A 25,163-nucleotide genomic window follows, 5' to 3' on the forward strand; every position below is an offset into this window, starting at 1 on the left:
CCCGACTCTTTGCGAGATTTAGGCGGAAATCACGGGCACCGACAGATCCTGATCTTCTGAAGATTGCCAAAGACCGAAAAAGGCATGTTTCACGAAGAGCCGTGAGAGATGAATATAATCGGCTGCTCTTGGAGAAGTACGCGCACGACAAGTCCTGAGTTTTAATTGCATCAGGTGGTCCCCCTCCGTGCCAGCGAAGCTCTTCATCTCCGGCCACTTCTTTCTTGCCTCGCTTATCGGCCGTCAGCGGGACAGGCTGACTGCCGCCATCGAGGCCGGCCGTTGCCACAGGGCCAAGGAAACCTCATACGAAATCTCCCTCCCGCTGGTTAACTTGAAAACATAATCTTGCCGGCCGATTTCGTCATTGCCGCTTAGGTTCTGGCCCATGAAGCGATGGCACTACGTCAGCATCAGCAGCATGGTTATCGCCGTGGCTCTGGCCTGTGCCGGCGCCCTGGTGGTCGGTCAATCGCACGTGCCATCAGACGCCATAGCGTCATCGGTAACACGTGCTCCGGAGCTTATGGAGCGTGCGTGGCACCTGCCCGTGGCAGCCACATTCCAAAGACATGTTGACTGGCAGTCAAATGGCTCTCGCTGCGGACCTGCAGCTGTTGCGAATGCCTACCGGTCGCTTGGCGAGGCGGCAAGCACGGAGGGCAAGGTGTTGGCCGGTACATGGAGCTGCTGGACAGGCGTATGCATCATGGGTCTCACGCTCGACGAGCTGGCCAAAGTCGCCCAGACCAACATGAGCCGGAAAGTTACGGTCTTACGCGATCTCAGCGAGAACCAGTTTCTGGAGCATCTCCGTCGCACCAACGATCCGGGCCGACGCTACATCGTGAATTTCGATCGCGCTCAAATTTTTGGTGTTGGTAGCGGACATCACTCCCCAATTGGGGGCTACTTCGAAGCCGAGGATCTCGTTTTCGTGCTCGATGTCAATTTCAACTTCCAGCCATGGCTAGTCGAGCGGAAGCGGCTGTTCGACGCTGTAAATACGTTCGACGGCGATAAGAAGCGGGGGCTGCTGTTCATAGAGTGATATCCCACTGCATGTCGCCTGTTGACCCGAAGCGGGCGTTCCGTCGCGTTGCTACCAAGTTTAGACCACTGATGATGCATTAGAGCGTCCAGGCGCGACGGCAACTTGCAAAGTCGCGGAGCTAAATCGTTCAACAAGGAAATCGAGAAACACCCGAACCTTAGGCAAACGGTGACGTCCAGCTAGGTAAAGAGCCGACAGCGGTACCGCTTCGACGTGATGAGCTTCCGTAAGTAACGGTACGAGCAAGCCACCGCGGATCGATTCACCGACGACCATATCGCTAAGCCGAACGATCCCGGCACCATTAAGCGCCAATCTGAGCGCAGCCTCGGCGTTATCGGTCACGACCCGTGGTTTAATTTCGATCTCCTCTATCTTTCCATGGTTCCGGAATGCCCATCGGTAGGGAGTCTGAAACGCCATCACGATGCAACTATGTCTGGCGAGATCGGCTGGAGTTCGCGGCACGCCGTAGCGGGTGAGGTATGCTGGCGATGCGCACAGTAGTCGCGTAACATCCGCGAGCTTTCGCGCCGTCAAAGCCGTCTCGGCGACCGGACCAGCGCGGATCGTCATGTCCGCGTGCTCTGAGACCAGATCGACGACGCGATCAGTCAATGCAAGCTCGACGTCGATCTCCGGGTAGCGCGTCAGGAAGTCGGGCATTGCCGGTGCCAACTGATGAATTCCGAACCCAATGCTGGTGTTGATACGCAGATGCCCCCGCGGCGCGGCGCGCAACTTCGCGACTTGCGCTTCGGCTTCTTCGATGTCGGCAAGAATCTGACGCGCGCGAGCGAAATAAATGTCACCTTCAGGCGTGAGCGCCAGCCGCCGGGTCGTTCGATGAAGGAGGCGCACGCCAAGCCGATCCTCTAACCGCGTGACAAGCTTAGAAACGGCTGAAGGGGTCAGCCCGAGCACTGTAGAAGCGCTTCCAAAGCTTTGGCGCTCGACAACTTGGACAAACGCCCGCATCTCGTCGGGGCTACTCATATTCGTTCCAAAAATTCATCAATCTATTTCCTGATATCAAGATTATCATTATTTGAGCATGAAATACAGTCCCCTCATGACGAAGAACGGAGGGCACGGCGGCCGGTCAATGAAGGTTCGCCATCGCAGAATGGAGCGATCGATTTCGACTACATTGCGATGCGTGTCGCCCGTTGGGGATAGTGGTTCTCAATCATTCGGCCCGTCTTGGGTATGTTTCCTGCCGACAGAAGACAAAGCGATGCGCTCAAGAACCGCGACGCGCACTTGCATCTTGAAACAGCAGGATCAACAAAAAGGGAGCGCTTCATGAAAGTCAGCGGCGCGTGTCATTGTGGCTACATAGCTTTTGAAGCGGAGGTTGATCCCACCAAGGTGCTGATCTGTCACTGTACCGATTGCCAGACGTTGTCTGGCACGGCCTTCCGTACGGTCGTGCCGACGAAAGAAGGAAGTTTCAAATTGCTGTCGGGCGCGTTGAAAACTTACGTCAAGACCGGGGAGAGCGGAAACAAGCGAGAGCAGACGTTCTGTCCTGATTGCGGTACACCAATCTATTCGGCGCCCATCGGCCAAGGCGCAAAAGTCCTAAGCTTGCGCGTCGGCGCCATCAAACAGCGCGACCAATTGATTCCGGCCGATCAGTTTTGGTTTCGCTCCGCGCAAAAATGGCTGAGTACCTTGCCAACAATAAAGAAGATGGAAACGCAACCTGTGTTTGGCCCGCGAGGCGGCTTTAATCGTTAGCGCACGACACGGCGCCACTCAATCGGCGCTGTTGACCCACAGCAGACATCTACGACTTGTCCCCAGGGTTCCTTCGGCTTAATTAGGTGCGCCGCTGGAGCGGCCCCGGACCGTGGAGGTCAAGTCATGAATCGACCGTCGGCTATCCAGTAATAGCGCCCATGTAACCGAAGTTTCCGGCATGACGCTTGTGCAGGTCTCGCAGTAGATACTCCGCAGTTGCGTGTCGAAGCGAGTTGCGATTGAAGTTTCTACTCAGTGCATCTCACCAGTTCGCGGCGACCAGAACGCGATCGACAAGGAAGGCGAGCCCAGCGACCAGCACGAGCCCGGAGAGCGCCTTCACCGCCCGCCGCTCCCACGCGGCGCGCCGAAACCAGAGGAGGACCGGCAGGAAAGCGGTGATCACCGCTGCCTGGCCGGCTTCAACGCCGAGGTTGAACGACACGAGCGCGCCGGCGAGGGCGGCCGGGGGCAGATCGAGATCGAGCAACGCGCCAGCAAAGCCGAAGCCATGCACGAGGCCAAACGCGAAGCCCACGGCCCAGCGCCACGACGCCGTGCGTCTGAGGAAAATGTTTTCGGCCGTGACGTAGACGATCGACAGCGCGATCACCGGCTCGACGATCCAACTAGGCGGCGACGCCCCGCCCAGTACCGCCACGGCCAAGGTGATGCTGTGCGCCACCGTGAAGGCGGTGATGACGGCGAACAAGGATCCGATTCCTCCGCCGCCCAGGACGAGGGCCAGCACGAACAGGAGGTGATCAACTCCCGTCAGGATGTGCTCGATGCCGAGCCGAAAGAAGGCGAAGACGCCGCTCCCGGCGGTAACCTCGGGCGCAGGGCTCCCGCTCGGTGCTGCGACAGCGAGGCGAGCCTCGCGCCGGTCGCCTTCGAGGGTGTATTGCCGCACGCTCCCCAGGGCTTCGACGCGGACAAACGTGTGGTAGTCGTTGCCGAGGACGTCGGACAGGTCGTCGCGCAGCACAAGTTCGCGGGGCGTACCAGGGCAGGCGTAATCGATGATCACTACGGCATTGGCGCGGTCGGGCGTGGGCGGCGTGACCGTTCCGGGCACCGGCTCGCATCGCACCCCATTCGCGGAAATGCCGACTTTGCGCGCGACCAAATCGGCCAGCGTGTTGTAGTCTCCACGGGGCGCCAGCCGCACCCCGGCTTCGCCGCCGGCCGCCGCGAGCGCATCGGGGCCGAGGGTTAGGCTGTATCGGACAGTTCCGCCGTGCAGGCTCACGGTGGCATAGCCCATCGAGCCGGCGATGTGCCCTTGCGCTGGTCCGAGCAGTAGCAGGAGCGCGAGAGCAGCCCACGGCGCCGCGCGGCGGAGAGAGGCAGGAGGCGTCATCGCGCGGCCGCTTCAGTCATGACCTCGGCCCATTCGCCGCCGACGAAGCGGGACATGAGGTAGAGCCGCGGATTGCCATCGATGCGCATGTACTGGAGGTACCCCTCCGGGTTGAGCTCGCCGAAGCGGGCGCTGAGAACCGGCTCGCCGTCCCCTCCGTAGAGCTTCACGGAGAGCTGCGGTGGGTCGAGGCCGAACGGCGCCGGGTCGCTCCCCGCCAGCTCCGCCGCCTCGATCTCACGGACAGGCCCGGAATTGTGCATGATCTGGACGGCCTTGCTGACCCGGAGCCCGGCAGTGCCGATGTTGACGCCGTCAGGCGTTGCCCACGCCGTCTCGCCCGCGCGGAGCAGGGTAACGCGCCGCGTGCCGCGGCTCAACTCCACCCGCGTGACCTCTTCCGGCGCGCGCTTGAGCACGCCCTTGGCCTCGAACCGCACAAGCTGGCGCTGCACCGGCATGGCGCCGCTCACCACCATCGCCGCGAGGTAGAGGAGCGCAAGCGCTGCGAGAACGGGGTGCAGCACGTGCCGCCTCATCGGCGCCGCCACCAAACGACGCAGCCGAGCGCGATCACCAGGAGCGGCATGGCGACGACGACCAGGAAGAACACCGCATTCGACTGCCGCCCGGTCAACGCGATGAGGGGCGGCACGGGAACGCGCGCGGCAACCGCGGTCGTGCGCTCTTCACGTGCCAGCCAGCGGGCCGCCGAGAGCAAAAGGTCACTGTTTGCCATGTAAGGAAAGAACGAGTTGCTGGCGAAGTCGCTGTCGCCGACGACGATGGCGCGCATGGGTTCGGAGTTGCCGTCGAGGCGCCCTTCCACAGCGACGCCCAACACGCGCGGGCCGGCGACCGGGGGCACTGCCGCGTCCTTATCACCCGCCGCGTCAGGCTCGACCGCGTGTGACCCCACCGGTTTGACCGTGCGCGTGTAGCTGTCCCGGCTGCTGAGCAGCAGCGGGGTGGCGCGGAGGTCGCCCGCCGTCGACAGCATCGTGATGGGGCGGATGCCGGGGTAGAAGGTGAGCGAGACCGAGCGCGTAACCGGGTGAGGGTCGTAGCCCGTGACCGCAACGATCTCGGGGTTGGTCGAGTAGTGGCTCAAGGGATCGACGACGACTTCCTGCTCCGGGCGGACGCCGAGCTCGGCAACGAGCCGGGCGAGTCCGGGTTCGAGCACGAAACCCAGGTCCAGCAGGAGAAGGGCCGACCCGCCGCGCCGCAGATAGGCGCGCAAGGCCGCGCTTTCAGCCGGCAGGAACGTGGTCCGCGGATTGGTCGCGACGAGGAGGGTGCACCCGGTCGGCACCTCACCCTCGGTGGCGAGGATGAGCTTTCGCGCCTCATAACCCTGCGCTTCGAGCGCGCGACGCAGCCGCCCCGCGCCGTGGCCCGGCATCTCCACCACCTGCGAGCTGGCGTCGTCGTGGCTGTGGCCAGCGCCGCTTTCCAGGTGCGTGTGGTACTCGAGGTTGTCCATCGGCAGCTCGCCGTGGCCCTCGAGGAAGCAGGCCGTAATCACGCGACCGCGCAATACGCGCTGGATACCTATCGCGATTTCCGTCTCGTCCGTGCCTTGCACCAGCACCCGACGTCCCTCCGCCTCCACGACCGCAGCATTGTAGATCTGGATTGCCTTCTCGCGCGCGAGTCTCGGGTCCCGGTCCGGATCAACCGCGACGACTTTGAGCAGCGGGTTGCGCCGGGCCATGATCGCAAGGAGGTCGCGCGCGCGCCGTCCCGCGGCATCCTGCGACCGATAAAAGTAGGTGACGGTTACCTCTCGGGAGACCTCGTCGATCGCCCGCATGGCCGCCCCCGAGGGCGTATAGACCTTCTCGCGAGTGAGGTCGAAATGCACGTCATGCAGATGCAGCGCGACATTGGCCAGCACCGCGGCGCCGAGCGCGATCAGGATGACTCCGGCCGAATAGACCCGCCCCCGCCAGCCCGCGAGCCCGGTCTGCAGCGGCAGTCTCAGCCCGGTCGCGAACAGCACCAGGACGGCGGCGAGCCAGCCACCAGCCCAGAGCAACGCGTTCCAGTCGAGCTCGGGGTGCTCCATGGCGTCAGCGCCGGGCCAGCCCGCGCACGGCGAGGAACAGTCCGAGCAGGGTTACCGCGAGGAAGAAGCCGAAATCCGAAGCGTACATGGCGCCGAGGGCAAAAGGCTGGAAGCGCGCCAGCAGCGACAACCCGAGCACCCAATTGTCGATCGGCGAGGGCAGCAACGCGGCCCAGGCGTCAATCGCCCACAGCATCCCGAACACGCCGAGCGAAACGACCGCAGCCACGATCTGGTTGGCGGTGAGCGCGGAAACGGCAAGACCGATCGAGACCAGGGCGGCGGCGAGCAGAGCGAGGCCGAGGTAGCCGCTGTAGATCGGCCCCCAATCGGGGGTGCTGAAACGCGCCAGTATCCCCGCATAGACCAACGTGAGCGCGATCATCGCGAGCAGCATGCCCATCGAGGCTGCGAACTTGGCGAGCACGATGTCCCCCTCGCGCACCGGCGCCGTCAGCAGCAGCTCGAGGGTGCCGCCCCGGCGTTCCTCGGCGAACTGCCGCATGGTAACGAGCGGCACGAACAGGACGAGTTGCACGGCCGCCTGAAAGAAGACGTTCACCAGCGTCGCCTGCTTGGTGGCGATGAGCGTGACGGCGAAGCCGTAGCCGTTGAGCACAAGGAAGACGGCGATGACGGCGTAAGCGATCGGCGAGACGAACAGCGCGCGCAACTCCTTGGAAACTAGGGCGAGGAATGCCGTCACTGGAGTGCTCGGCTCGCCGTAAGCCGGAGGAACAGCTCCTCCAGGTCTGAAGCCGTCTCGACCGTCTCGACGCTGGCGATGCCGGCGAGGCAAAGGGTCGCGGCGACCTGCGGCGCTGCGCCGGCCTCCGACACCTCCACCCGCCAGCCGGCCAAGTCCCCATCCGGCTGCTCCCGGGTCACGCTGTCGATCCCCGCCAGGCCCGACAAGGCCGCCGCGACCTCGTCCGCTTGATTCGCTCGGGCGCGGACCCGGAGCGAGGCGCCGCGCTTGGCGCCGGCTAGGTGGTGGACGGTGAGCAGCCGCCCGTCGAGCAGGATCGCGACCCGATCGGCGACGCGTTCCATCTCGGCAAGGACGTGCGAAGTGACTAGGACCGCGCTGTCGCGGGCCAGGGTCCGTAGCAGGCCGCGCAGCTCGATGACCTGACGCGGGTCAAGGCCGTTGGTCGGCTCGTCGAGCACCAACAGCTTGGGTTCGTTCAGCACGGCTTGGGCGATTGAGACGCGCTGCCGATAGCCTCGCGACAGCCGGCCAATCACGGCGTCGCCGACCGGCTCGAGCGCGAGTCGCGCGCGGGCGGACTCCATGCCTCGGCGCAACGCGCCTCCCCGCAAGCCCCGCAACCGGCCCATGAAGTGGAGAAATTCGTCCACCCTCATATGGCCGTAGAGCGGGGCGTTCTCCGGCACGTAGCCGATCCGCGCACGCGCCTGGTGTCCGTCGCGGACCACGTCGAAGCCGTCGATGCGGACAGTTCCTTGGCTCGGCCGCAGATAGCCGGTGATGACGCGCAAGATGGTGGTCTTACCCGAGCCGTTGGGACCAAGCAGGCCCACCACTTCCTGCTCGTTCACCTCGAACGAGACGCCGTCCACTGCCTGGCGGCGGCCATAGCGTTTGCCCAGCCGTTCGACGGATGCGACGGCGGTGCCGTGCCGCGAGCTTTCAGCCGGCGCAATGCCAAGCCCCGCCGGGGCTCGGGGCGGTCGATCGGTCAGGTGCCGGTCCACTGTCGGCGTCGAGCCGGTCAATCGTAGAATTCCGGCGCCTTCTTCATCGCCTTGAACGCGTCTGGGTCGTGGGCAGTGAAGAAATTTGCCTTCTGCGTCGCCATCTCCCGCCTGATCCACTCGAAGGCCGAGTAGAATCCGGATGTCGAATAGACCAACGGGGTGCTCGGCGGTATATTCTGCTCGACGTTCTCCCGGAAGTAGACGTTGTCCCCGGTGAGGATGGTGAGGCCGGTGTTCTTCAGCCGCACCGTCATCATCTGGCTGCCCGGTGTGTGGGCAACCCAGCGCTTCACGACGAGCGTGCCATCTCCAAACAGGTCCTGATCGCCTTCGAGCTGCAACATCTTCACCGCGTTTGCACTTGGTGTCATGTTTCCGCGCAGCGGCAGGACGTCGCCGAGTACGTAATTGGAGCCGGTGCCGGGCTCCGGCCAGAAGAAGTTCTGAAGCTCGCTCTTTTGCACGACGAGCGTCGACTTCGGGAACTTGGCCACGTTGCCGCCGTGATCGAGGTGGAGGTGGCTCACCACGACATAGGTGATATCATCGGGCGTAAGATCGATTTTCTTCAGCTGCGTATCGATCGCGACATCTGGCGTGTTGACCGGCTTCAACGCGGTGAAAGCGGCACCCCAGTAGCCTGGGTCGGTGATAATCTTGTCGTTGTTACCCGTATCGAAAAGAACATTCCCTTTCGGATGTTTGATCACGTAAAAACCGACCGGAACCTGGATTGCCGGCTCCATGGGTGCGCCGTTCACCAAAAATCCTTTGCCGAGAGTCAACGCGCCGGAACTGAACACGTAGAGCTTAAGGTCTTGGGCGCTTAGTGCCGTACTCGACAATACGCTCCCGAGAAGAGCGACCATTGCCGTCAAATACTTGCGGGTCATTCTTTGCCTCCCTCGTCGCGAATTTTGTTAAGTTTCGCGTCTGTGCAAAGCCGCAGAGGCGCCGGCAGGATGCACTTAAGTTCAACACGCCGCAGTAGACCTGTCAATAATTCTGGACGGTGTCTCGGCTCACCCGACGGTACTGCGGCGCCGGTGGTCAGGATGGGCTGAGGCTCGTTGCGTGAGTGGATGGGAGGGGCATTCCTGCTGAAACGAGTCTTCAACCGCAGCAAGCCAAATGTGGAATTTCAGTAGACGTATAGCTCTCCTGGGGCGCTCAATTTCCAAATGTCACGTGTCGTAATTCCAATGCCCGCTGTGGTCCAATACCCAATCCTCCAGGCAGTCCGGTAAGAGCGTCAGCTGGGATCTGTCCGCGCCTTCAACGAAGCGTCCCATCCCAAAGTCAATCCACAGGGAACGTCACTTCGCACGCGCAAAACCTAGTGCTCGTTTGGACCAGCGCCCAAGTCGCGGACGAGCGCACCGCCATCGCCGAAACCAAGGCCACGAGGCGCGTCTTGCGCTCGCGGACGACCTCGGCGAGCGCGACCGCCAGCTTGCGGACCTGCAGCAAATGCTCGAATCCAACAATGCGAAGCTTGCCGAAGCGCAGAAGGTCCAGGCGGAGATGATGCGCAGGGAACGCGAGCCGGCGCCGACGGCATCCGGGTCCCTCGTCCGGCCCTGTTGGGGCTGTCGTTTACGCCCGAAACCTTCCAGTACGTCATTCTTTACGTGAGCCTCTTCATCGCGGTCGTCGCGTTCTACGGCGTGCAGCGCTATCTCGATAGCCCGCTTGGACACATGCTGCGTCGCGCGCGAATTCGGAGGTCCCGCGCCGAAGCTCGCCGGCGCAGAACATATCGACCAGTGACACCGCCAGGGTCGCGTAGCCGATCCGGCCACGCCGTGATATCCGCTCAGGCGAATTGAGAATATCGGGAAAGCTGAAAGAAGGACTCTGCTTCGTAGGACGGATCGGTGGCCAGTCGGGCAAGCCTTTGCCCGATGGCAGGCGCGAACTTCGCACCATGGCCTGAACACGCGGAGCAGACGATTAGGCGGGAATCCGGCCAGCGATCGATGATGAATTCCTCGCCCGCATCGGGCAGACGGTCGGCGGGCGCGGTGTTGGTGTAGAGGCAGACGTCGCGATCGATGATGGGCCCGGCCGCGCCCGGGACGAGGGCGGCCAAGGCTTCGCCGATCGGGCGGAGCTCGGCATCGGTGGCGTTCGGACCCCAGTCGTCGGGGTCGACCACGCGCCCGTGGTTGTGAGGCGCAGCTTTGACGCCGTGCTGTTCGAAGTCCGGAAAGCCGTAGACCATGTCGTTCGGACCTCGGTCCAGAATGAAGATCGGGAAACGACCGAGCGCCACAGTGTCGGGGCGGGCCGGATCGAACCAGCCGACCGCCTGTCGGGTGACGTTCAGCAGCGCGCCTAGTCGCGGGAGTGCGCGACCGAGCCATGGGCCAAGCGCCAGAATCGCGCGCTCGGCGAAGAACTCTTGGGTCGCCGTGCGGATCGACACGCCGTTGTGGTGCGGCGTGAAGCTCGCGCGCTCCGCAATCACGCGGTTCCCGGCGCGTGCGCGCATCAGTTTCATGACAACACCGGTCCGCAGGATCGCACCACCGTCCTGCACCACCACGTCCCAGTCGTCGGGCAGGGTGAAAGCCGGAAATTCCTTGTTCGCTTGAGCCGCGGTCAACATCGGATCCGCCCGCCCTTTCGCGATCGCGGCCGCGCGCGAGGACGCCACCATGGCGGAGCCGGAACGGCCGGCCTCCAGAACAGGGGTTTCCGTCAGAACCGTTTGACCGCTTTCGCTCTGCAGCCGGATCCAGCCGGCATGAGCCTCGTCGCTCAGGCTGGTGTAGTTGGGGTTTTCGAAATTGAAGCGACGGAAAATTCGACATGAACCATGTGACGAGCCTCGATCCGAACCGGGTCCGACAGGGTCGAAGCCGAGCGCATCGACGCCGGCATCCAGCAATGCGTTAAGCGCTGCTCCGCCCATGAGCCCCAGACCCAGCACGGCGACTTCGCATTTTCGCATGAAGGTCTCGCGAGCGATGCTACGACACGCCGATCATCCTGATGATTTCGCGGGTTTACAAGGTCTACGGGAGGGCGATTACGTAGCGAAAGGGACCGCGGGGCGACAGCGGGCCAGATCCGAAAGTCTGAATAGGAGTCGCAGTCAACGGCGCCCGTCTCCATAGCGTTAGTTTCGGCCGCAGGAGCAGGTCGGTCGCGGCTTAGCGCGACCATGGCCACGATAACGACGGTTGGGGTTTTATAGCTTTCGGTCCGGCAATTGGCGCCGGCTTTGGCGCCTGGGCAACATTGGCCGACTGCCGTGGACGCGGCAATGGTACTTCCTGCATGACCTGTGGCTTTTCTGGGATCGCGTTCGTAACTTCAGGCATCATCTCCTTTGGTGCTGAGGCGTTCGCCGTGGCGCGGGCGAGTTGCTCCTGGTTTGCGTTGAGGCGATGGGTGAGCGTTTGACTTTCGCGCGCCATCTGGATCTGGATCCCTTTGACATCGTCGATGACACGGCTGTTACGTGCGAGTTCTTCCTGGCCTGTCTTGAGTTGGCGCGCGACATTTTCATTGTCGTGGACCAATTTCTCTTGCGCCACGTTAAGCTGTTCGACTGCTTGCCTCAAGGCAGCGAGATCGCGCGTCATCGACTGCAGCTGCTGCGTCAAGTCGGAAAATAGGGCGATTGCAGACGGCGCCGCGTCTTTCGGCGCCGCAGCATCTCGGGGGCCCCGCGTCAGGGGTGAAGGGTCCGAAGGGGCCCTCATCGCCGGTTGAGCGGAGGACGACCACCACCACCAAGCAGCAAAGGTCACAGCCAACAGAGAGCAGATGAAGGCCACGTGGAGCTGTTTCGGCGGTTGATGGTTCGTTGCCGGTGCGCGAGACGTGTCCATGGTCGGCTGGACCGAGGGACCGTCTTCCGCCTTGCGCGTCAGCTGCGAAAGCTCCTCCGCGATCTGCCGTTCCGCGACGCTGTCGTCCCGCGTGGAAGCCATTTGGTGCTCCATATGAACCCTTGACGACGGTGCTGAGTTTCGTTGTTTAGCACAGTTTTAGCCCGTGCGCTCGGGCCCGGGGCTGCGCGCGAAGGCGCCATCGGCAAATGAGTCCGATCGCTGGAAGTTCGAGGCTCATGGAGGCAGGAAAAAGCGCCTAAACTCCAGAGCGGCGTGTGGTTATGCTGATGTATGACGTCGAGTGGCAGGCTCGCGTGTCTTGCGGCGGGCGCACTCAACCTCCAGCCACGCGAGTCCGCCACCTAAGCATTGATCGATCGTCGGGCAGGGCTGCGCACGGCCCCCGTAGCATTCCATGCGGACCGACCAGGCTTCCGCCTCCGCCCGGTCGGCTTCTCGAACGGCCTCCTGGGCGCGCTCGCGGCTCCTTGCGCATGGATCATCGCGCCCATAATCCGGCCGCTCCAGACTACCTCTCCACACTTTTCGCGGAGAATTCCGCCGGTGGCTTGTGAGGCTAGCCGCAGCCGGGAGCCCCACACCTCACTTCGGTCAAGCGCGACTGAGCCTAGCGGCTCCCGCAATCTAATGTCGTAACTCGGCGCGAACCGTAGAAGTGGCAAGCTCCGCGCGGAAAAACACCGCGCACTCTCGCGGAAGAGGGGCGAGCTACTGGTCCCTGGTTCTCGCCGCGCCGAGGATATCCAATCCTCCACACCAGGAGCGGCAAGATCCTGCAAGCGCTTCATTTTTTGTCGGGTCGCTAGGAAGACGGCGCAAGAACCCACGACGATAAGCTACGATTTGATGAGCCGGGCCGTATTCCAAGTTGCATCCCGTTCAACCGGGTAGGGCCGAGGAACAACTGCTTGAGCCGGCATTCCGTTGAGCACTGGCCTGCGGAAAAAATTGATCCGGTCCAGCGAAGCGTTCGAGTGGTTCGCGACCGGGCAGGGGGGCTCGGTTCATCGAACGTGCGGGACCAGCTCATCCAAGGTTCGACGACCGAGCATGCAGCATGGTGCGATCGCCGGTGATCCGCTCGACGTAGTCGTCGATCGCCTCGATCAAGGGCCGTGTGTGGCCGGGCGTTCGTTCTCGAATAGCTCAGGCGCCCAACCTCGTCCTGTGGATCGTGATCGTAGCGGGCCTTCTGCCCTGGATCTCGCCCTCCGGCGGGAACGGCGATCGTTGCCTTGACGGTTGCCTTCAAAGGAGGGCTGCTCGTTTGGGCCGTCGATGAGGTCTTCCGCGGCACGGGGCAGGGATTCAGAAACGCCAGGGCTCGGACTTGTCCACGTGTTCCGCGGCGGCGGATGTGCCACAGAGGCCAGCGTCGCTGGTCGGCTGTTCCCCCGAAGGCCGAACATGTCGGAGCACTTGCAAACGTCTCCGATGGGCCAGAACCGGACCTTGGCGGGAATGCCGAGAGAACCGGCTTTCCAACACATTTGTATGCGGTTTGCGCATGCACTTTAATGCAGCCTTGCTTTGACTTCGCATAGGGGAAAGAAGGCCGCCGACCCAGGTCGAATTTCCAAAGGTGATTTATGGGCCACGACGAACTTGTAATAATCGTCAGAGTAGCGGGTGCCCTGCTCATTGGCGCTATGATTGGATTTGAGCGTTCGTTTCACGGCAGGCCAGCGGGCTTTAGAACCCATTCGCTAGTTTGCATTGCCTCGGCCATTCTGATGATCGTCACGGTTTATCAGCACCAGTGGATGACGTTGCTTGAACATGACGCCATCCGGACGGACCCGACCCGCATGGCGCAGGGCATTATGACTGGCATCGGATTTTTGGGCGCGGGCGTCATCTTCAAAGAGGGGCTGACTGTCCGGGGACTAACAACGGCCGCGTCCATTTGGGTCACAGCAGCTATCGGTATTTTGGTTGGAATCGGCTTCTGGTTTGCTGCGGCTGTAGGTGCCCTTGCGACCCTAGTGGTGCTCGCGCTCTTCCGAGTCATCGAGGCTCGGCTGCCGAGTGAATTCTATGCCCATCACATGTTGCGCTTTGCCCGGGATCAAGTAATGGGCGAAAGCGAAGTCCACGAGATGATCGGGGCTCACGGTTTTACGATCGCCAACCTGTCATCCCGCTTAAGCGAAGGCGGGCAGCAGTTCGAATACCGGATGACCATTAAGAGCCGCGACAGGGCTAATGCCGAAAGACTTGCTAAGCATTTGCGCGGTTTGCCAGAGGTAGTTGAGTTTCGCATCACGCCAACGGGGGACTAGCTTCGGAGTGGCCTGTTGCGAGGTAGGCTGCTATCCTCCGGGTTGAGGGTACCGCGACGGTATCCTCCCGATAACTCAGTCCCGCTCCCGCCTTCGTTTCCCCCTTGGGAGCGGGCTTCTTTTCAATGGTCCTAGTCGATCTCGCGCGTGGAAGTGCGGCGCGACGCTATCCCAAAAACAATGGTGCGAGCAGACCTGATCTGTGCAGAGCCAACTCTCGCCGGATCAGATCGCGATAGGCCAGATGGGTCGCGCGCATCTTTTGGCAACTGTGCAGCAAGTCGACGGCCGACCGTGTTGAACGGCCGCGACAAGACGGTGTGGTGCAAGCCACGAGGTATTGGGCTGACGCCAACTTCGCGTTACCTTCGGGATAAGCTGTTTCCGAAGTGAATTGTGGCGCCGCAGTCGGTAAGCTCAACCGGCGACCCGCCTTGTATCTCAAGGGTTAGTGGTCCGGCTTTTCGCGCACGACGACGCCGGTCTTGGGATCGGCATGAAATTCCATCTTCTGTCCGTTCTTGATGCCTTCGCCCTCCCATTGTCCATCGTCGGCTTCAAGCTTAGTGACCTGGGAATAGCCGAACTCGATGACCTTAGCCTTCACTTGTTCCATCGGCATCCAGTCAGGTCCGGGTTGATCGGCTCTTGCTGCTGATGCCACAGCGAGGGTACCGAGAACGAGAATTGCGGCAGCTTTCATTATGCCTCCTCTAGTTGCAGGCGTTAACGAGAGCGCTGAGATGGCGTTCCTCTGCAACTCTTGAAAAACTCTCGCTAAAACGATCAGTGAGTTGCCAAGTTCAGTGAGTTGCCAAGTTAAGGCGGGCGAGGCCAGGGCCTAGAGCGCGGTGGCCTTCGCGGACTCCCAGGGCACTTTCGAAAAATCCCGCCTCTACGAGAAAAGCAAGTGGAGGCGGGAATTTAAGGCTAAGTTAGAGGGAGCACTCACTAGGCCAGCGCGCACCCCCGCTGAAGCTAGCATAAAACGGGCACGCAACATAGGCAGTTTGACAGCGAAAGTGGTGCTCGGGCCCAGCCACTAATGATGTCCGCCTGCACTGAACCGTTAGGCGCGGCGTACTTCGAAGTATGTCTTGCCCCACGATGAAAGCCCGCTCCTTCATAGAAGCGCAGGGTGGCCTCCCGCTTCGAACCCGTCGCCAAGTGGACTTTGTAGCAATCCGCCTGCCGAGCAACATCGAGCGCATGAGCAAGAACCCTTCGACCAAGCCCCAGTCGACGGTAGTCAACGTGAGTGACTACATTCTCAATCACCCCATATGGTCTTCCTCCTCGAGACATCGCACCAGTTTGAATTTCGAGAACACAAGCGACAGCGGAACGACCATATAGGCACAGAATAATGATCATGGCTGGCCCTCACTATTAGGTTGTGCTATCGTAATGCCATGGAGGTAGCCGAAGCCGCACTTCGAAGTGCCCTTCAACGACAAGCTTTATCGCCCAGCAATCCTGTTTCGATTATGCAGACGCCATGCGGCGTTCAATGCAGTCGACGTCGCACGTTCATTTGCACGCTCCCTCGCGCACCCAAGCGAGAACGCTTCAAGTCGTTCCGTCGTTTTTTGTACAAGGAATGATGTATGCGTATCACAACACTGAATCAGATATCGGAACGCTCAGCGTGACCGCGACGTTGTGCGGGACCGAAACAGCGCTTGCCCAGCACACGGCAGCCTTGTCATCCATGAAAACAATCGGCATGCCCGCGGCACCCGCCGAGCGCGCAACGCCGAATTCCGAACGAACCGAAGATGGAGACCGTATTACATCACCGAAGAGGAGGACCCGATATGTTTCGAGGATTTCTGCCCCTGACGTTGTCTCTCTGCCTCGGCGCGGCAGCCGCGCCCGTGGCGCTGGCCCAGACGACCATCACCGAACAGGAGGCGCACGCCATCGCGGTCGACGCCTACGTCTACTTCTACCCGCTGCTGTCGATGGACGTATCCCGCAAGCAGTTCACCAACGGCACGACCGATTTCAAGGGGCCGATGAACACGTTCATGAACGTGGCCGAATACCCGCCGGCCGATTTCAAAGGCGTGGTGCGCTCCAACTTCGATACGCTGTATTCCGCGTCGTGGCTGGATATGACCAAGGAGCCCGTCGTCATCTCGGCGCCGGATACCGATGGACGCTATTATCTGCTGCCGATGCTCGACATGTGGACCGATGTTTTTGCGTCGCCAGGCTGGCGCACGACGGGCACCAAGGCCGGGACGTTTCTGGTGACGCCCCCAGGGTGGCGGCCGGATCTGCGCGACAAGTTTGCCGAGGAGTTCAAGCTTCCGAAAGACACCCAGCGCATCAACGCGCCGACGCCTTACGTCTGGCTGATCGGCCGGACCAAGACCGACGGCCCGCCGGATTATCCTGCGGTTCACAAGATCCAGGCCGGCTACAAGGTTACTCTGCTTTCCGAGTATGGCAAACCGCCCAAGCCGCTTGATTTCAAGCCCGACCCAAGCGTCGATATGAAGACACCGCCAAAAACCCAGGTCGATACCATGTCGGCGGGCGTCTATTTCGCCAATGCCGCCGAGTTGCTCAAGCTGCATCCGCCTCATATCACCGACGAGCCGATCCTCGCGCAGATGAAGAAAATCGGCATCGAGGTTGGCAAGAGCTTTGACATCGGCAAGCTCGATCCGACCGTGCAGCGAGCGGTTGAAGCCGCACCGAAGGATGCGCAAAAGCTGATGGCCTGGAAGCTGCCGACGCTGGCGCGGGTTGCCAACGGCTGGTCGATGAATACCGACACCGTGGGCGTCTATGGCAACTATTACCTGAAGCGGGCCATTCTCTCGCAGCAGGGGCTGGGCGCGAACGTGGTCGAGGACGCCATTTATCCGCTCAATCTTGCCGATGAATCCGGCAAGCCGCTCGATGGCGCAAACAAATACACCATCACCTTCGAGAAGGGCGCCACCCCTCCGGTCAATGCGTTCTGGTCGATCACGCTCTACGATCAGGACGGATTCCAGGTCGGCAACACACTCAACCGTTTCGCGGTCTCCAGCTGGATGCCGTTCAAGTACAATGCCGATGGTTCGCTCGACCTCTATTTCCAGAATGGAAGCCCCGGCAAAGAACTCGAAGCCAACTGGCTTCCCGCGCCAAAGGCGCCGTTCAATCTTACGATGCGCCTCTATGCGCCGAAGTCAGAGGCGCTGACCGGCAGATGGAATCCGCCGCCGGTCGTGAAGTCGCAGACGACGGTGGGGATCTCCGCCCAGTGAAATAAGCGGCCGGCGCTTCGGCGCCGGCCGACCGCGCGAAACACCACACCCCCGAATAGGAGCCAGCGCTATGCTGACGAAACGCAATCTTCGTTCCACAGCGTCCTAGGAGAGCGAAGTGCATTTCGATATGAACCGCCGCACAGTACTGTCTGCGCTTGCGGCGTTCACGGCGTTTCCCGTCGTATCGGCGCTGGCGCAAACGCCTGCGGCCGATCCGCTGCCGTCGTGGAATGATACGGCGACCAAGAAGGCCATCGTCACCTTCGTCGAGCGCGTGACGAAGCCAGGCTCGCCCGACCTGGTGCGGGCTGCGGAGCGGATTGCGACCTTCGACAATGACGGCACCTTGTGGGCGGAACAGCCGATCTATTTCCAGGCCGCCTTCGCATTCGACCGCGTGAAGGCGCTCGCCCCGCTGCATCCGGAGTGGAAGGACAAGGAGCCGTTTGCCTCGCTGCTCAAGGGCGACATCAAAGGCGCGCTCGCCGGCGGCGAGGCCGCCATCTTCCAGATCGTGACGGCCACCCATTCCGGCATGACCACGGTGGAATTCGACCAGATCGTGCGAGACTGGATCGCCACCGCCAAACACCCGGTGACCGGGCGCCTCTATACCGAAATGGTCTATCAGCCGATGCTGGAGTTGCTCGCCTATCTGCGCGGCAACGGCTTCAAGACGTTCATCGTCTCCGGCGGCGGCATCGACTTCATGCGCGTCTTTGCCGATCGGGTCTATGGCGTCCCGCCCGAGCAGGTGGTGGGCAGCAGCGGCAAGCTGAACTTCGAGCTGCGCGACGGCAAACCCGTTCTCATGAAACTGCCTGAACTCGATTTCATCGACGACAAGGCCGGCAAGCCCGTCGGCATCCAGATGCACATCGGCCACCACCCGATCGCGGCTTTCGGCAACTCCGACGGTGACCTGCAAATGCTCGAATGGGCCAAGGGAGGCGGCGGTGTCCGCTTCGCCCTTATCGTGCACCACACCGACGCCGAACGGGAATGGGCCTACGATCGCCATTCTTCCATTGGCCGCCTCGACAAAGCGCTCGACGCGGCCCAGGCGATGGGCTGGACCGTTGTCGATATGAAGAACGACTGGAAGAAAGTGTTTCCGTTTGGAAGCAAATGAACATCAAGTGGACGCGGGTCGACATCCACGACTCATAGCTGTAACTGAGAGCCACACACCGGGCCCAAGTTGATGGAAGCTGGCCGAGCACATCTGGCAAAAACCTAAGCACCAACAGGTTTAAGGGGTCGCGGCCATCCTGTCTGATCGCCGGCTCTAGTGATCGCAGACATGAGAGCTGATCAGGCCCCATCCCGCCGCCAGCCAGCAGCTGCTGGCGCGGCCTTTCCGAGTGAGCTCCAACCTGTTGAGTGAGATGTTCCCTATCATCCTCGCACGCGACCGACTTGCCGTCCACTTTGCTTGTCCTCCGCCCCAGTGCGCGGCCGGCCCAACCGTCGCAGCAGGTCGCTGATCAGATCGGCAAAGGTGTCGCATCGGAACGGTCCGAAGACGCGGTTCGAGATCCGCAGCCTGCCGTCTCTGGTTTTTGGTAGGCTCGCCATCGGGAGCAAGAAGTAGTCTTTTACGGCAGCATTTTGATCATCGAGCCTGATGATCAGAACGAGGTCCGAACGCCGATACTTGAGACGCTGGATTTCCCACCGTGGTTTCGGACCTGGGTATTGTTCACCGTCCGACACCACGCGCGCCAGGGTCACTGAAGCGGTGACAGTGCTGCTGATCGTCAGCAGGCGAAGTTCGTGAAGGAACGAGATGCTGATGTGGCGCCGTTCGATCTCCGTGACAATGTCTTCGACGACTGACGAAATCAGGCGGCCCGCCTTGGCGGCTGTTTCCTGGAAGCAGTAACGAGGCTTGGGTTCGAAGCCGACTCGTCTGAAGGCGGCCGCTAGCGATCCAAAGCGTTGGGCATAGGTCTTGTAGTGCGGGATGCCCTTCGTCGTCATCATGAGCTTGAGCGAGAGATATCCCTTTTTGCGATATAAAGCGGCCAGTCGATTCAGCATCTCCTGGTCCGTCATCATCCTTCCGTACTCGACCTGGCGCCGGCGTCGTTGCGCCTTTGCGAACAGTCTTGGCGCAACGATTGGCTTGAAGGCGTTGTCCTTGCGGACCCACATCTCTGGAGGATTGCTGACTTGTTGCTCTCCCATCTTCTGGGATCGCCGGTTGAAAACGAGGTTCCCGATATAGGCTTCGTTTTTGAGCGTGTTGCTGATCGTCAAGGACGTCCAGAGTTTGCCGCGAGCATTGCGAATGCCCTTGGCGTTGAGCTCAACTGCAATCTGAGTCCTGCTTTTCTTTTTATCGGCGAACGCCCTGAAGATCCGGCGGACGACCTTCTGCTCCGACGCTGGACCGGGAACGAGTGTGATGTGCTCGCTCTTCAGGTTCTTGCGCTGGCCGTATTGCAAAACTCCCTTGGGTTTGCCGGCTTCGTCCAGCAGCATGCGTCGCAGACCGTAAGCGGCAGGGCCTCCGCGCCAATAGCCAAGGGTCACGACGTGACACTGGCCCTGGAAAACCTTCTTGGAAAGCTGCTTGCTGAAGTCCGCCGCCGCAACGCGCTTGATGTTTTTCAGAACGATGGAGGCGAGGCTGTCATCATTCTCGAAGTCGTCCGCGCAATAGTGAATGTGAATCCCGGCTTGCTTGCAGATGAACTCGTAGTAGGCGCTCTCGTCGACGTCCTGAAACCTCCCCCATCTGGTGATGTCGTAGACCAGCACGCAGTTGAAATCCGCGCGGCCCAGCTGGACATCTCGGATCAGCTCCTGCAAGCCGGCGCGCCCGGCAATCCGAAGCCCGCTGCGGCCCGGATCGGAATAGGTCTGCACGATGGAGAGATGCCGCCGAGCGGCATAAGCCGCGATCGCGGCCGCCTGGTTCTCGAGCGAGTACTTTTGGGCGTCCGTCGACATGCGCACGTATTGCGCCGCGCGGGCGGCGCGGGGTGGCTGTGACAAGTCCTTGCGGACGACGAGGGGAGCTTTCATCGACCCGGGCTCGTACCGAGGTACGGACACTAGCAGGTGATAACGGACAATAGCAGGTGATAGAGGCCGCTGACCTGGTCCGTAGGGTCAAAGATTGTTTCGATCTCGTCATTGGAGCTGGTGCGATCCCAGGCACGACGTGAACAGGAGCGGCGCGTTAATGCGGCCGTCCTGCACCGGCTCGATGGGCGGCGAGCTGGACGAGCCGACGCGCGGCGGTCTCCGGGTCGGCATAAGGGCGGGGCTCGAGGTGTTTCTTGGAATTGGAGACATCGGACTCACATTTGTTGTGGCGGGGACTTTGTCTCCGAAAAAAGTGGCAGCCGCGGCTGGTCAGCTCTAGTGAGCGCGCCGCGCCGCTTGGGGCACAGACGGCAGTCTCGGAGAAAACGGCTTGGCGATCGCGAGAACTGCGGCTTCGTCAGTTTCGAGCGCGATCTTCTGGGCGAGCATCACATCGCCAATTGCCAAGGCTCGGTCCGGAAGAAAGCACCACCCGATCTTAGGCTCCATTCTGTCGTCAAGCTCCAAAACATTGCCCATGGTGCCTTGATGAATTCGGTACCGTCGGCCCGTTTGAGAGCCAGTAACTTCAAAAAAGCCATTAGTATCAAAGTGCGCGCGCTGTTCTGGAGATAACCATTCTCGCAAAAGGCGACGTGCACGCGCTTCCGGGCCACTTTGCTCGTTGAAGCTCCGATAGAGCGCACGCAGGGCACGCAAACGCGCACCCTGAGCGACGCCGTTGCGTCCGAACAAAAACATCTTTCGTACTACGACGGTTCTAACCGCCGACTAAGTGCGGATAGAACAGCGTTTCCTCCGCTGTTGGATCAAATGATCTTATCAGCTTGAGATCGCCGGCTGCTGTCCGAGTGGCAGCGGTAAATCCCTCACAGGTCAGCTTCTTGAACCGCCGCTCAGCCTCGGCGAGCCCATTGCGGTCGTCCTGCTCAAAAAAATGTCTGCTGTCGCCTGTGCCGTCCATTACGATCTGGGTAGCCATGGAAGAGAACTCCGCAAAGCCTAGCCCCCGATGAAGAAACAAACCTCGCCGCGCTGAATAGTGTTCCTGCTCGAGACGAACTTTATTGTGCGCGCCTGTCAGCCATCCGTCTGGCTCGCTGAGGTCGACGAAACTCTGATCCGCCGCGACCTAACGCCGGGGCAGGGCGCGAAACTGATCGCGAAGCGGAACGCGGCTTGTGAAGCGGTGCACGGCCCAGCGAAGGCTGTGGGCGGCGCGTTTCGGCCGCCAAGACCGGCAAGTCTGAACGACCGATCCAGCGCGACGCGACCTTTGCCAAGACGCTAGGCCCCGACCTTGACTGCCTCGCCGTTACGTTCGCTGGAAAGGGCGCTAAACCAGAAGTGTTTACCGCGATGCAACCGAGAGCCGCGCGCGAATAATCCACGAGACCGCCGCAGGCCGACCAGCCTTTGGCGCCACAGATCTGCGCGAGAATCTCCCGCAAATCCGCGATGTTCGGCGCGTTGACGCCCGGCCGCCTGCGCGACTTTGCTGCCTTGGGCGAAGCCTCCGATGGCGGTACCAGTGTCATTTGAAATCATGATGCCTGCGCCGGGCATCGGCCCGTTTCCTTGCGGAAATGAGCGCTCGAATGCCATAGCCAGCGATGACGCCGAGGATGAATGCGGCCGCCACTAGCATCGGTACAGAGAACCACTCCATACCAGCCAAGCGGTACGTGGCTGCAGCGTTCCTACCTGGACTGCGGAAGGGCCAGACCGCCAAGACTTAGTGCAGCAAGCGGGCGGCTTCGGCGAGCCGGACCCTCTCTCGCAGGAAAGATCGTGAAGCATTTCACGAGATCGAGCAAATACGGGGTGCTCAACGAGCGGGTTGGCGAGCTGTCCAAAGCGGCGGGCCGGATCGGTGATGTCGTCGAGCTCATCAATACAATAGCAGGCCAGACCAACCTGCTCGCCCTCAACGCCACTATCGAGGCGGCGCGCGCAGGCGAGGCGGGCCGGGGTTTCGCCGTCGTCGCCTCCGAGGTGAAGGCGCTTGCCGAGCAGACCGCGAAGGCGACTGGCGAAATTAGCCAGCAGATCTCAGGCATTCAGGCGGCAACGGGGGAATCGGTCAGCGCGATCAGGACAATTTCCAGCACCATCGAGCGCCTCTCGGAGATCTCTTCTACCATCGCAGCGGCGGTGGAAGAGCAGGGGGCAGCGACACAGGAAATCTCTCGTAATGTGCAGCAGGCCGCACAAGGCACCCAGCAGGTCTCCTCGAATATCAGCGACGTCGAGCGCGGCGCGAGCGAGACCGGTTCGGCCTCCTCACAGGTACTATCGGCTGCTCAGATGCTCTCCGGAGATAGCGACCGGCTCAAGGTCGAAGTGGCCGGCTTCCTCAAATCTGTCCGGGCCGCCTAGTTGCGCATCGCTGAAAAGCTGGGAGCACCACCTACTCGCGCCGTTTAGCAGGAGTTCGAGCAGATCGCGCTGGAGTCCACCCATACGATTGAGATCGACGAGTTCATCGACAACGCCGCCATCGATCCGCGCTATCTGACCTGGCCTACTAGGGCGCGAGGCCATTCGACGTGAGCGGCCGGTACTGACGTCACCGCCGACAGGAGGAGCCGGCAGCGAGGCCAGGATCCGGAATTCCAGGGCCACCTCATGGCGCGTCTCGGCTAGAGCACAGGCATTGCACGTCCTCAGACTTAGACCAACGGCTGGCGATCTCGAATCCAGGGGGCCACATCTCAGGCATTTCCAGTCTGGAATCGATCGCCGGACGTGCCGGACATGAAGCCAGACCTTCGCCTTCGGGGTAACAACCGGAAGTGGCCTGCGCCTCGATTGTCTTGTATGTTACTCGTCTTTGAGGGGAGTGATTATGGCGGATATCAAGCCGAACGAGCCTCCGCCGCACATTCAATTAATCCAGATGGGTCGGGCCCATGTTGTCGCGAGAACCGTTTACGCGGCGGCAAAGTTGGGGTTGGCAGATCAACTCGCTTCCGGACCGAAGAGCGCTGCCCAACTCGCCGGGCTTCACCATGCACATGCGCCTTCATTGCACAGGTTAATGCGTGCCCTAGCGAGCCTAGGCATTCTTACCGAGCGCGCGGAGCAGCGCTTTGCCCTAACTGCATTGGGTGATGCGCTGAAAACCGGCGTGCCCGGCTCAGCGCGAGCATCCGTAATTTTTTCCGGCAATCCGTCGTCTCAAAGTGGCTGGGATCATTCCATTGAGACTGGCCGCCCTGGCTTTGAAAAGGCACAGGGCGTCGCATTTTCGACTACCTCGCCCATCATCCCGATGAAGCGTCGCTGTTCAGCGAGATGATGGTCGGTCTACACAGCCAGAAGCCCGCAGCCGTCGCTGCGGCTTATGATTTCTCAGTTTTCGGCGCTATTGCTGACGTCGGCGGTGCGCGACACCTGCAGTGAGTTGACCGAGTGAAGTGAGCTTTTCGGTCTGCACCAGGCGATCTTGTGCGGCGCGCAGATCGTCAAGGGATTTCGCCAGCTCCTTCGTGCGCGCCTGGACTTCTTTGAAAAGCCGTGCGTTCTCGATCACGACCACTGCCTGATCGGTGAACGTCTTGAGAAGGGGGACAACAACGATGCTTCGATACCCTCTGGCGCGTGCCATGTCCTTGATGGCCTTGGGAACGTCGGGTTCGGTCTCGATGTCGGAGCGGAATGCGATGGTCGACGTTAGTGCAACCCGGCTGTGAAAAGAGCCATTTGCAATGTTGAGTGCGGTGGGAAACAAGCCAACGGGAAAGTCCGGCCGGCGCGGCCGGAAGAAGGCGCGACAACTGACCGGGCCCGGCGAGCAACGCGCGACTGCAGCGCATCAATTGCCGGATGACTCGCCGGAGAACAGGCAAGAGACCGAGCCAGAGCCGAGCCGACAGATCGGTGCGGAGATACCTTGGGCTGCAGCCTTGCCGGATGAGGCTTCCGGGATGGAGATCGCTGCAAGCCCGCCCGTCGCACCGGTCGACCCCTTAGAGGCCAGCACGCAGGCGATTGCCGACGCCTATAGCGACTACATCAGGACGTCGCTTGAGCAAGCCTGGAGCTTTCTGGGAAAGCTCGCGACGGCGCGTTCACCCGTCGAAGCCTTTGAGCTTCAGATGGCGTACGCGAAACAGGCGTGCGATTCGTTTGTCGCCGAATCCCAGAAGATCACCGAGCTGCATGAACAATTGACCAGACAAAGGGTCATGCATTTCGAGGGGTTCGTGGCCAGGCTCTCCCAGACGACGTTCGAAATCCGCGCGCTACGTCACTAACGGCAACTGCGTATTGCGGCGCCGCGGGGCTGGACGCTCTGGGATGGGCAATATCCTTGCGAAACCCATCATTCGTTGATGGTCCGCGCGCCGAGATGAAAGAGGTGGGTTACGCTACGCGAATTGCGCTTTGCGCCGTCGCGGAGCTAACCCACCTTACGCGCTTGAGGACCGCCTGGAGTTCAGTACCCTGACTTGGAGCCGGTGGTCGGCCTCGTGCTCGCGCCCGTGGTTTGACCTGTGGTTTGTCCTGGAGCGTAGCTCGACGCGCCGGGGCTGGTGCTCTTCGAGGCCTTCGCGTGATGCTTCTTCTTATGCCCAGGAGCGTAGCTGGAAGCGCCCGGCTCGCCTTTCTTGGAACCCATTTGCTGCATCTCATGACCTGGCGTCTTGCTCGATACACCCTGAGCAAACACGGCTGGGGCTGTGGCCATGACAACGGCAGCCGAAAGCGCGATGATCGTTGCTTTCATG

At 61.3% G+C, this 25,163-nt stretch carries 23 protein-coding genes and 3 pseudogenes; 9 read left to right on the forward strand and 17 right to left on the reverse strand.

What is annotated here, in order from left to right; all coding sequences use genetic code 11:
* Positions 1–388: 388 nt before the first annotated feature.
* A complete protein-coding gene (locus AC066S_RS16605; protein WP_135169837.1) occupies positions 389–1,051 on the forward strand; it encodes a phytochelatin synthase family protein in 663 nt (220 codons plus the stop codon).
* Positions 1,052–1,111: 60 nt separating this feature from the next.
* Here the strand turns inward: AC066S_RS16605 and AC066S_RS16610 are convergent, their stop codons facing one another.
* Entirely contained in the window at positions 1,112–2,050 is a 939-nt protein-coding gene (locus AC066S_RS16610; RefSeq protein ID WP_135169836.1) for a LysR family transcriptional regulator, read from the reverse strand.
* Positions 2,051–2,263: 213 nt separating this feature from the next.
* Here AC066S_RS16610 and AC066S_RS16615 point away from each other — a divergent pair, with 213 nt between their 5' ends.
* Positions 2,264–2,797 carry a GFA family protein gene (locus AC066S_RS16615; RefSeq protein ID WP_478270209.1) on the forward strand — a complete coding sequence of 178 codons (534 nt, stop codon included), beginning with the start codon at positions 2,264–2,266 and terminating at the stop codon, positions 2,795–2,797.
* A gap of 265 nt (positions 2,798–3,062) precedes the next feature.
* Here the strand turns inward: AC066S_RS16615 and AC066S_RS16620 are convergent, their stop codons facing one another.
* The 9 genes from AC066S_RS16620 to AC066S_RS16660 all read right to left on the reverse strand — a co-directional run bounded on the left by AC066S_RS16620 (position 3,063) and on the right by AC066S_RS16660 (position 11,900).
* Positions 3,063–4,067: a HupE/UreJ family protein gene (locus AC066S_RS16620; RefSeq protein ID WP_167767550.1), complete on the reverse strand. Its 1,005-nt coding sequence runs from the start codon at positions 4,065–4,067 to the stop codon at positions 3,063–3,065.
* A gap of 92 nt (positions 4,068–4,159) precedes the next feature.
* Positions 4,160–4,690, reverse strand: coding sequence for a hypothetical protein (locus tag AC066S_RS16625; protein WP_135169834.1), 531 nt, complete (start codon positions 4,688–4,690; stop codon positions 4,160–4,162).
* Positions 4,691–4,698: 8 nt separating this feature from the next.
* Positions 4,699–6,234, reverse strand: coding sequence for a GldG family protein (locus AC066S_RS16630; protein ID WP_135169833.1), 1,536 nt, complete (start codon positions 6,232–6,234; stop codon positions 4,699–4,701).
* A gap of 4 nt (positions 6,235–6,238) precedes the next feature.
* A complete protein-coding gene (locus tag AC066S_RS16635; protein WP_167767549.1) occupies positions 6,239–6,907 on the reverse strand; it encodes an ABC transporter permease in 669 nt (222 codons plus the stop codon).
* A 29-nt stretch (positions 6,908–6,936) separates the two neighbouring features.
* Positions 6,937–7,974 carry an ABC transporter ATP-binding protein gene (locus AC066S_RS16640; RefSeq protein WP_167767548.1) on the reverse strand — a complete coding sequence of 346 codons (1,038 nt, stop codon included), beginning with the start codon at positions 7,972–7,974 and terminating at the stop codon, positions 6,937–6,939.
* A complete protein-coding gene (locus tag AC066S_RS16645) occupies positions 7,971–8,849 on the reverse strand; it encodes an N-acyl homoserine lactonase family protein (RefSeq protein WP_135169830.1) in 879 nt (292 codons plus the stop codon). The genes AC066S_RS16640 and AC066S_RS16645 overlap by 4 nt, the downstream gene beginning before the upstream one ends.
* Positions 8,850–9,255: 406 nt before the next feature.
* On the reverse strand, positions 9,256–9,426 hold the full coding sequence (locus AC066S_RS16650; RefSeq protein WP_167767547.1) for a hypothetical protein: 171 nt from the start codon (positions 9,424–9,426) through the stop codon (positions 9,256–9,258).
* Positions 9,427–9,772: 346 nt separating this feature from the next.
* Positions 9,773–10,912 (reverse strand): FAD-dependent oxidoreductase, encoded by a 1,140-nt coding sequence (locus AC066S_RS16655; RefSeq protein ID WP_135169829.1) that lies wholly within the window; start codon positions 10,910–10,912, stop codon positions 9,773–9,775.
* Between the two features lie 202 nt (positions 10,913–11,114).
* Entirely contained in the window at positions 11,115–11,900 is a 786-nt protein-coding gene (locus AC066S_RS16660; RefSeq protein ID WP_135169828.1) for a hypothetical protein, read from the reverse strand.
* Positions 11,901–13,411: 1,511 nt separating this feature from the next.
* Between AC066S_RS16660 and AC066S_RS16665 the strand changes: the two genes are divergently transcribed.
* Positions 13,412–14,104 carry an MgtC/SapB family protein gene (locus AC066S_RS16665; RefSeq protein WP_135169827.1) on the forward strand — a complete coding sequence of 231 codons (693 nt, stop codon included), beginning with the start codon at positions 13,412–13,414 and terminating at the stop codon, positions 14,102–14,104.
* 448 nt (positions 14,105–14,552) lie between these two features.
* Here the strand turns inward: AC066S_RS16665 and AC066S_RS16670 are convergent, their stop codons facing one another.
* Together AC066S_RS16670 and AC066S_RS16675 are read right to left on the reverse strand one after the other, a co-directional pair.
* Positions 14,553–14,807 carry a PepSY domain-containing protein gene (locus AC066S_RS16670; RefSeq protein ID WP_135169826.1) on the reverse strand — a complete coding sequence of 85 codons (255 nt, stop codon included), beginning with the start codon at positions 14,805–14,807 and terminating at the stop codon, positions 14,553–14,555.
* Between the two features lie 275 nt (positions 14,808–15,082).
* Positions 15,083–15,478: a GNAT family N-acetyltransferase gene (locus AC066S_RS16675; protein WP_478270210.1), complete on the reverse strand. Its 396-nt coding sequence runs from the start codon at positions 15,476–15,478 to the stop codon at positions 15,083–15,085.
* A gap of 443 nt (positions 15,479–15,921) precedes the next feature.
* Between AC066S_RS16675 and AC066S_RS16680 the strand changes: the two genes are divergently transcribed.
* A complete protein-coding gene (locus AC066S_RS16680; protein WP_135169825.1) occupies positions 15,922–17,370 on the forward strand; it encodes a DUF1254 domain-containing protein in 1,449 nt (482 codons plus the stop codon).
* Between the two features lie 130 nt (positions 17,371–17,500).
* Entirely contained in the window at positions 17,501–18,505 is a 1,005-nt protein-coding gene (locus tag AC066S_RS16685) for an HAD family hydrolase (RefSeq protein ID WP_135169857.1), read from the forward strand.
* A 266-nt stretch (positions 18,506–18,771) separates the two neighbouring features.
* Here the strand turns inward: AC066S_RS16685 and AC066S_RS16690 are convergent, their stop codons facing one another.
* The 3 genes from AC066S_RS16690 to AC066S_RS16700 all read right to left on the reverse strand — a co-directional run bounded on the left by AC066S_RS16690 (position 18,772) and on the right by AC066S_RS16700 (position 21,412).
* On the reverse strand, positions 18,772–20,406 hold the full coding sequence (locus tag AC066S_RS16690; protein ID WP_478270211.1) for a recombinase family protein: 1,635 nt from the start codon (positions 20,404–20,406) through the stop codon (positions 18,772–18,774).
* A 339-nt stretch (positions 20,407–20,745) separates the two neighbouring features.
* Positions 20,746–21,171, reverse strand: coding sequence for a hypothetical protein (locus tag AC066S_RS16695; protein WP_478270212.1), 426 nt, complete (start codon positions 21,169–21,171; stop codon positions 20,746–20,748).
* 19 nt (positions 21,172–21,190) lie between these two features.
* Complete coding sequence (locus AC066S_RS16700) at positions 21,191–21,412, reverse strand: hypothetical protein (RefSeq protein ID WP_135169822.1); 222 nt, start codon at positions 21,410–21,412, stop codon at positions 21,191–21,193.
* 851 nt (positions 21,413–22,263) lie between these two features.
* Between AC066S_RS16700 and AC066S_RS16705 the strand changes: the two are divergent.
* The 3 genes and pseudogenes from AC066S_RS16705 to AC066S_RS16715 all read left to right on the forward strand — a co-directional run.
* A pseudogene (locus tag AC066S_RS16705) lies at positions 22,264–22,809 on the forward strand (methyl-accepting chemotaxis protein); the annotation flags it as partial.
* A gap of 48 nt (positions 22,810–22,857) precedes the next feature.
* Positions 22,858–22,956: pseudogene (locus tag AC066S_RS16710) on the forward strand (non-homologous end joining protein Ku); the annotation flags it as partial.
* 322 nt (positions 22,957–23,278) lie between these two features.
* Positions 23,279–23,731: a methyltransferase family protein gene (locus AC066S_RS16715; RefSeq protein ID WP_135169821.1), complete on the forward strand. Its 453-nt coding sequence runs from the start codon at positions 23,279–23,281 to the stop codon at positions 23,729–23,731.
* Between the two features lie 84 nt (positions 23,732–23,815).
* Here the strand turns inward: AC066S_RS16715 and AC066S_RS16720 are convergent.
* A pseudogene (locus AC066S_RS16720) lies at positions 23,816–24,160 on the reverse strand (sensor histidine kinase); the annotation flags it as partial.
* Here AC066S_RS16720 and AC066S_RS16725 point away from each other — a divergent pair.
* Positions 24,141–24,689, forward strand: a complete 549-nt coding sequence (locus AC066S_RS16725; protein ID WP_135169820.1) for a phasin family protein — start codon at positions 24,141–24,143, stop codon at positions 24,687–24,689. The pseudogene AC066S_RS16720 and the gene AC066S_RS16725 sit on opposite strands and share 20 nt — an antisense overlap.
* Positions 24,690–24,871: 182 nt before the next feature.
* Here the strand turns inward: AC066S_RS16725 and AC066S_RS16730 are convergent, their stop codons facing one another.
* On the reverse strand, positions 24,872–25,162 hold the full coding sequence (locus AC066S_RS16730) for a hypothetical protein (RefSeq protein WP_135164573.1): 291 nt from the start codon (positions 25,160–25,162) through the stop codon (positions 24,872–24,874).
* Position 25,163 lies beyond the last annotated feature (1 nt).

The organism is Bradyrhizobium sp. CFUWI, assembly GCF_056429085.1.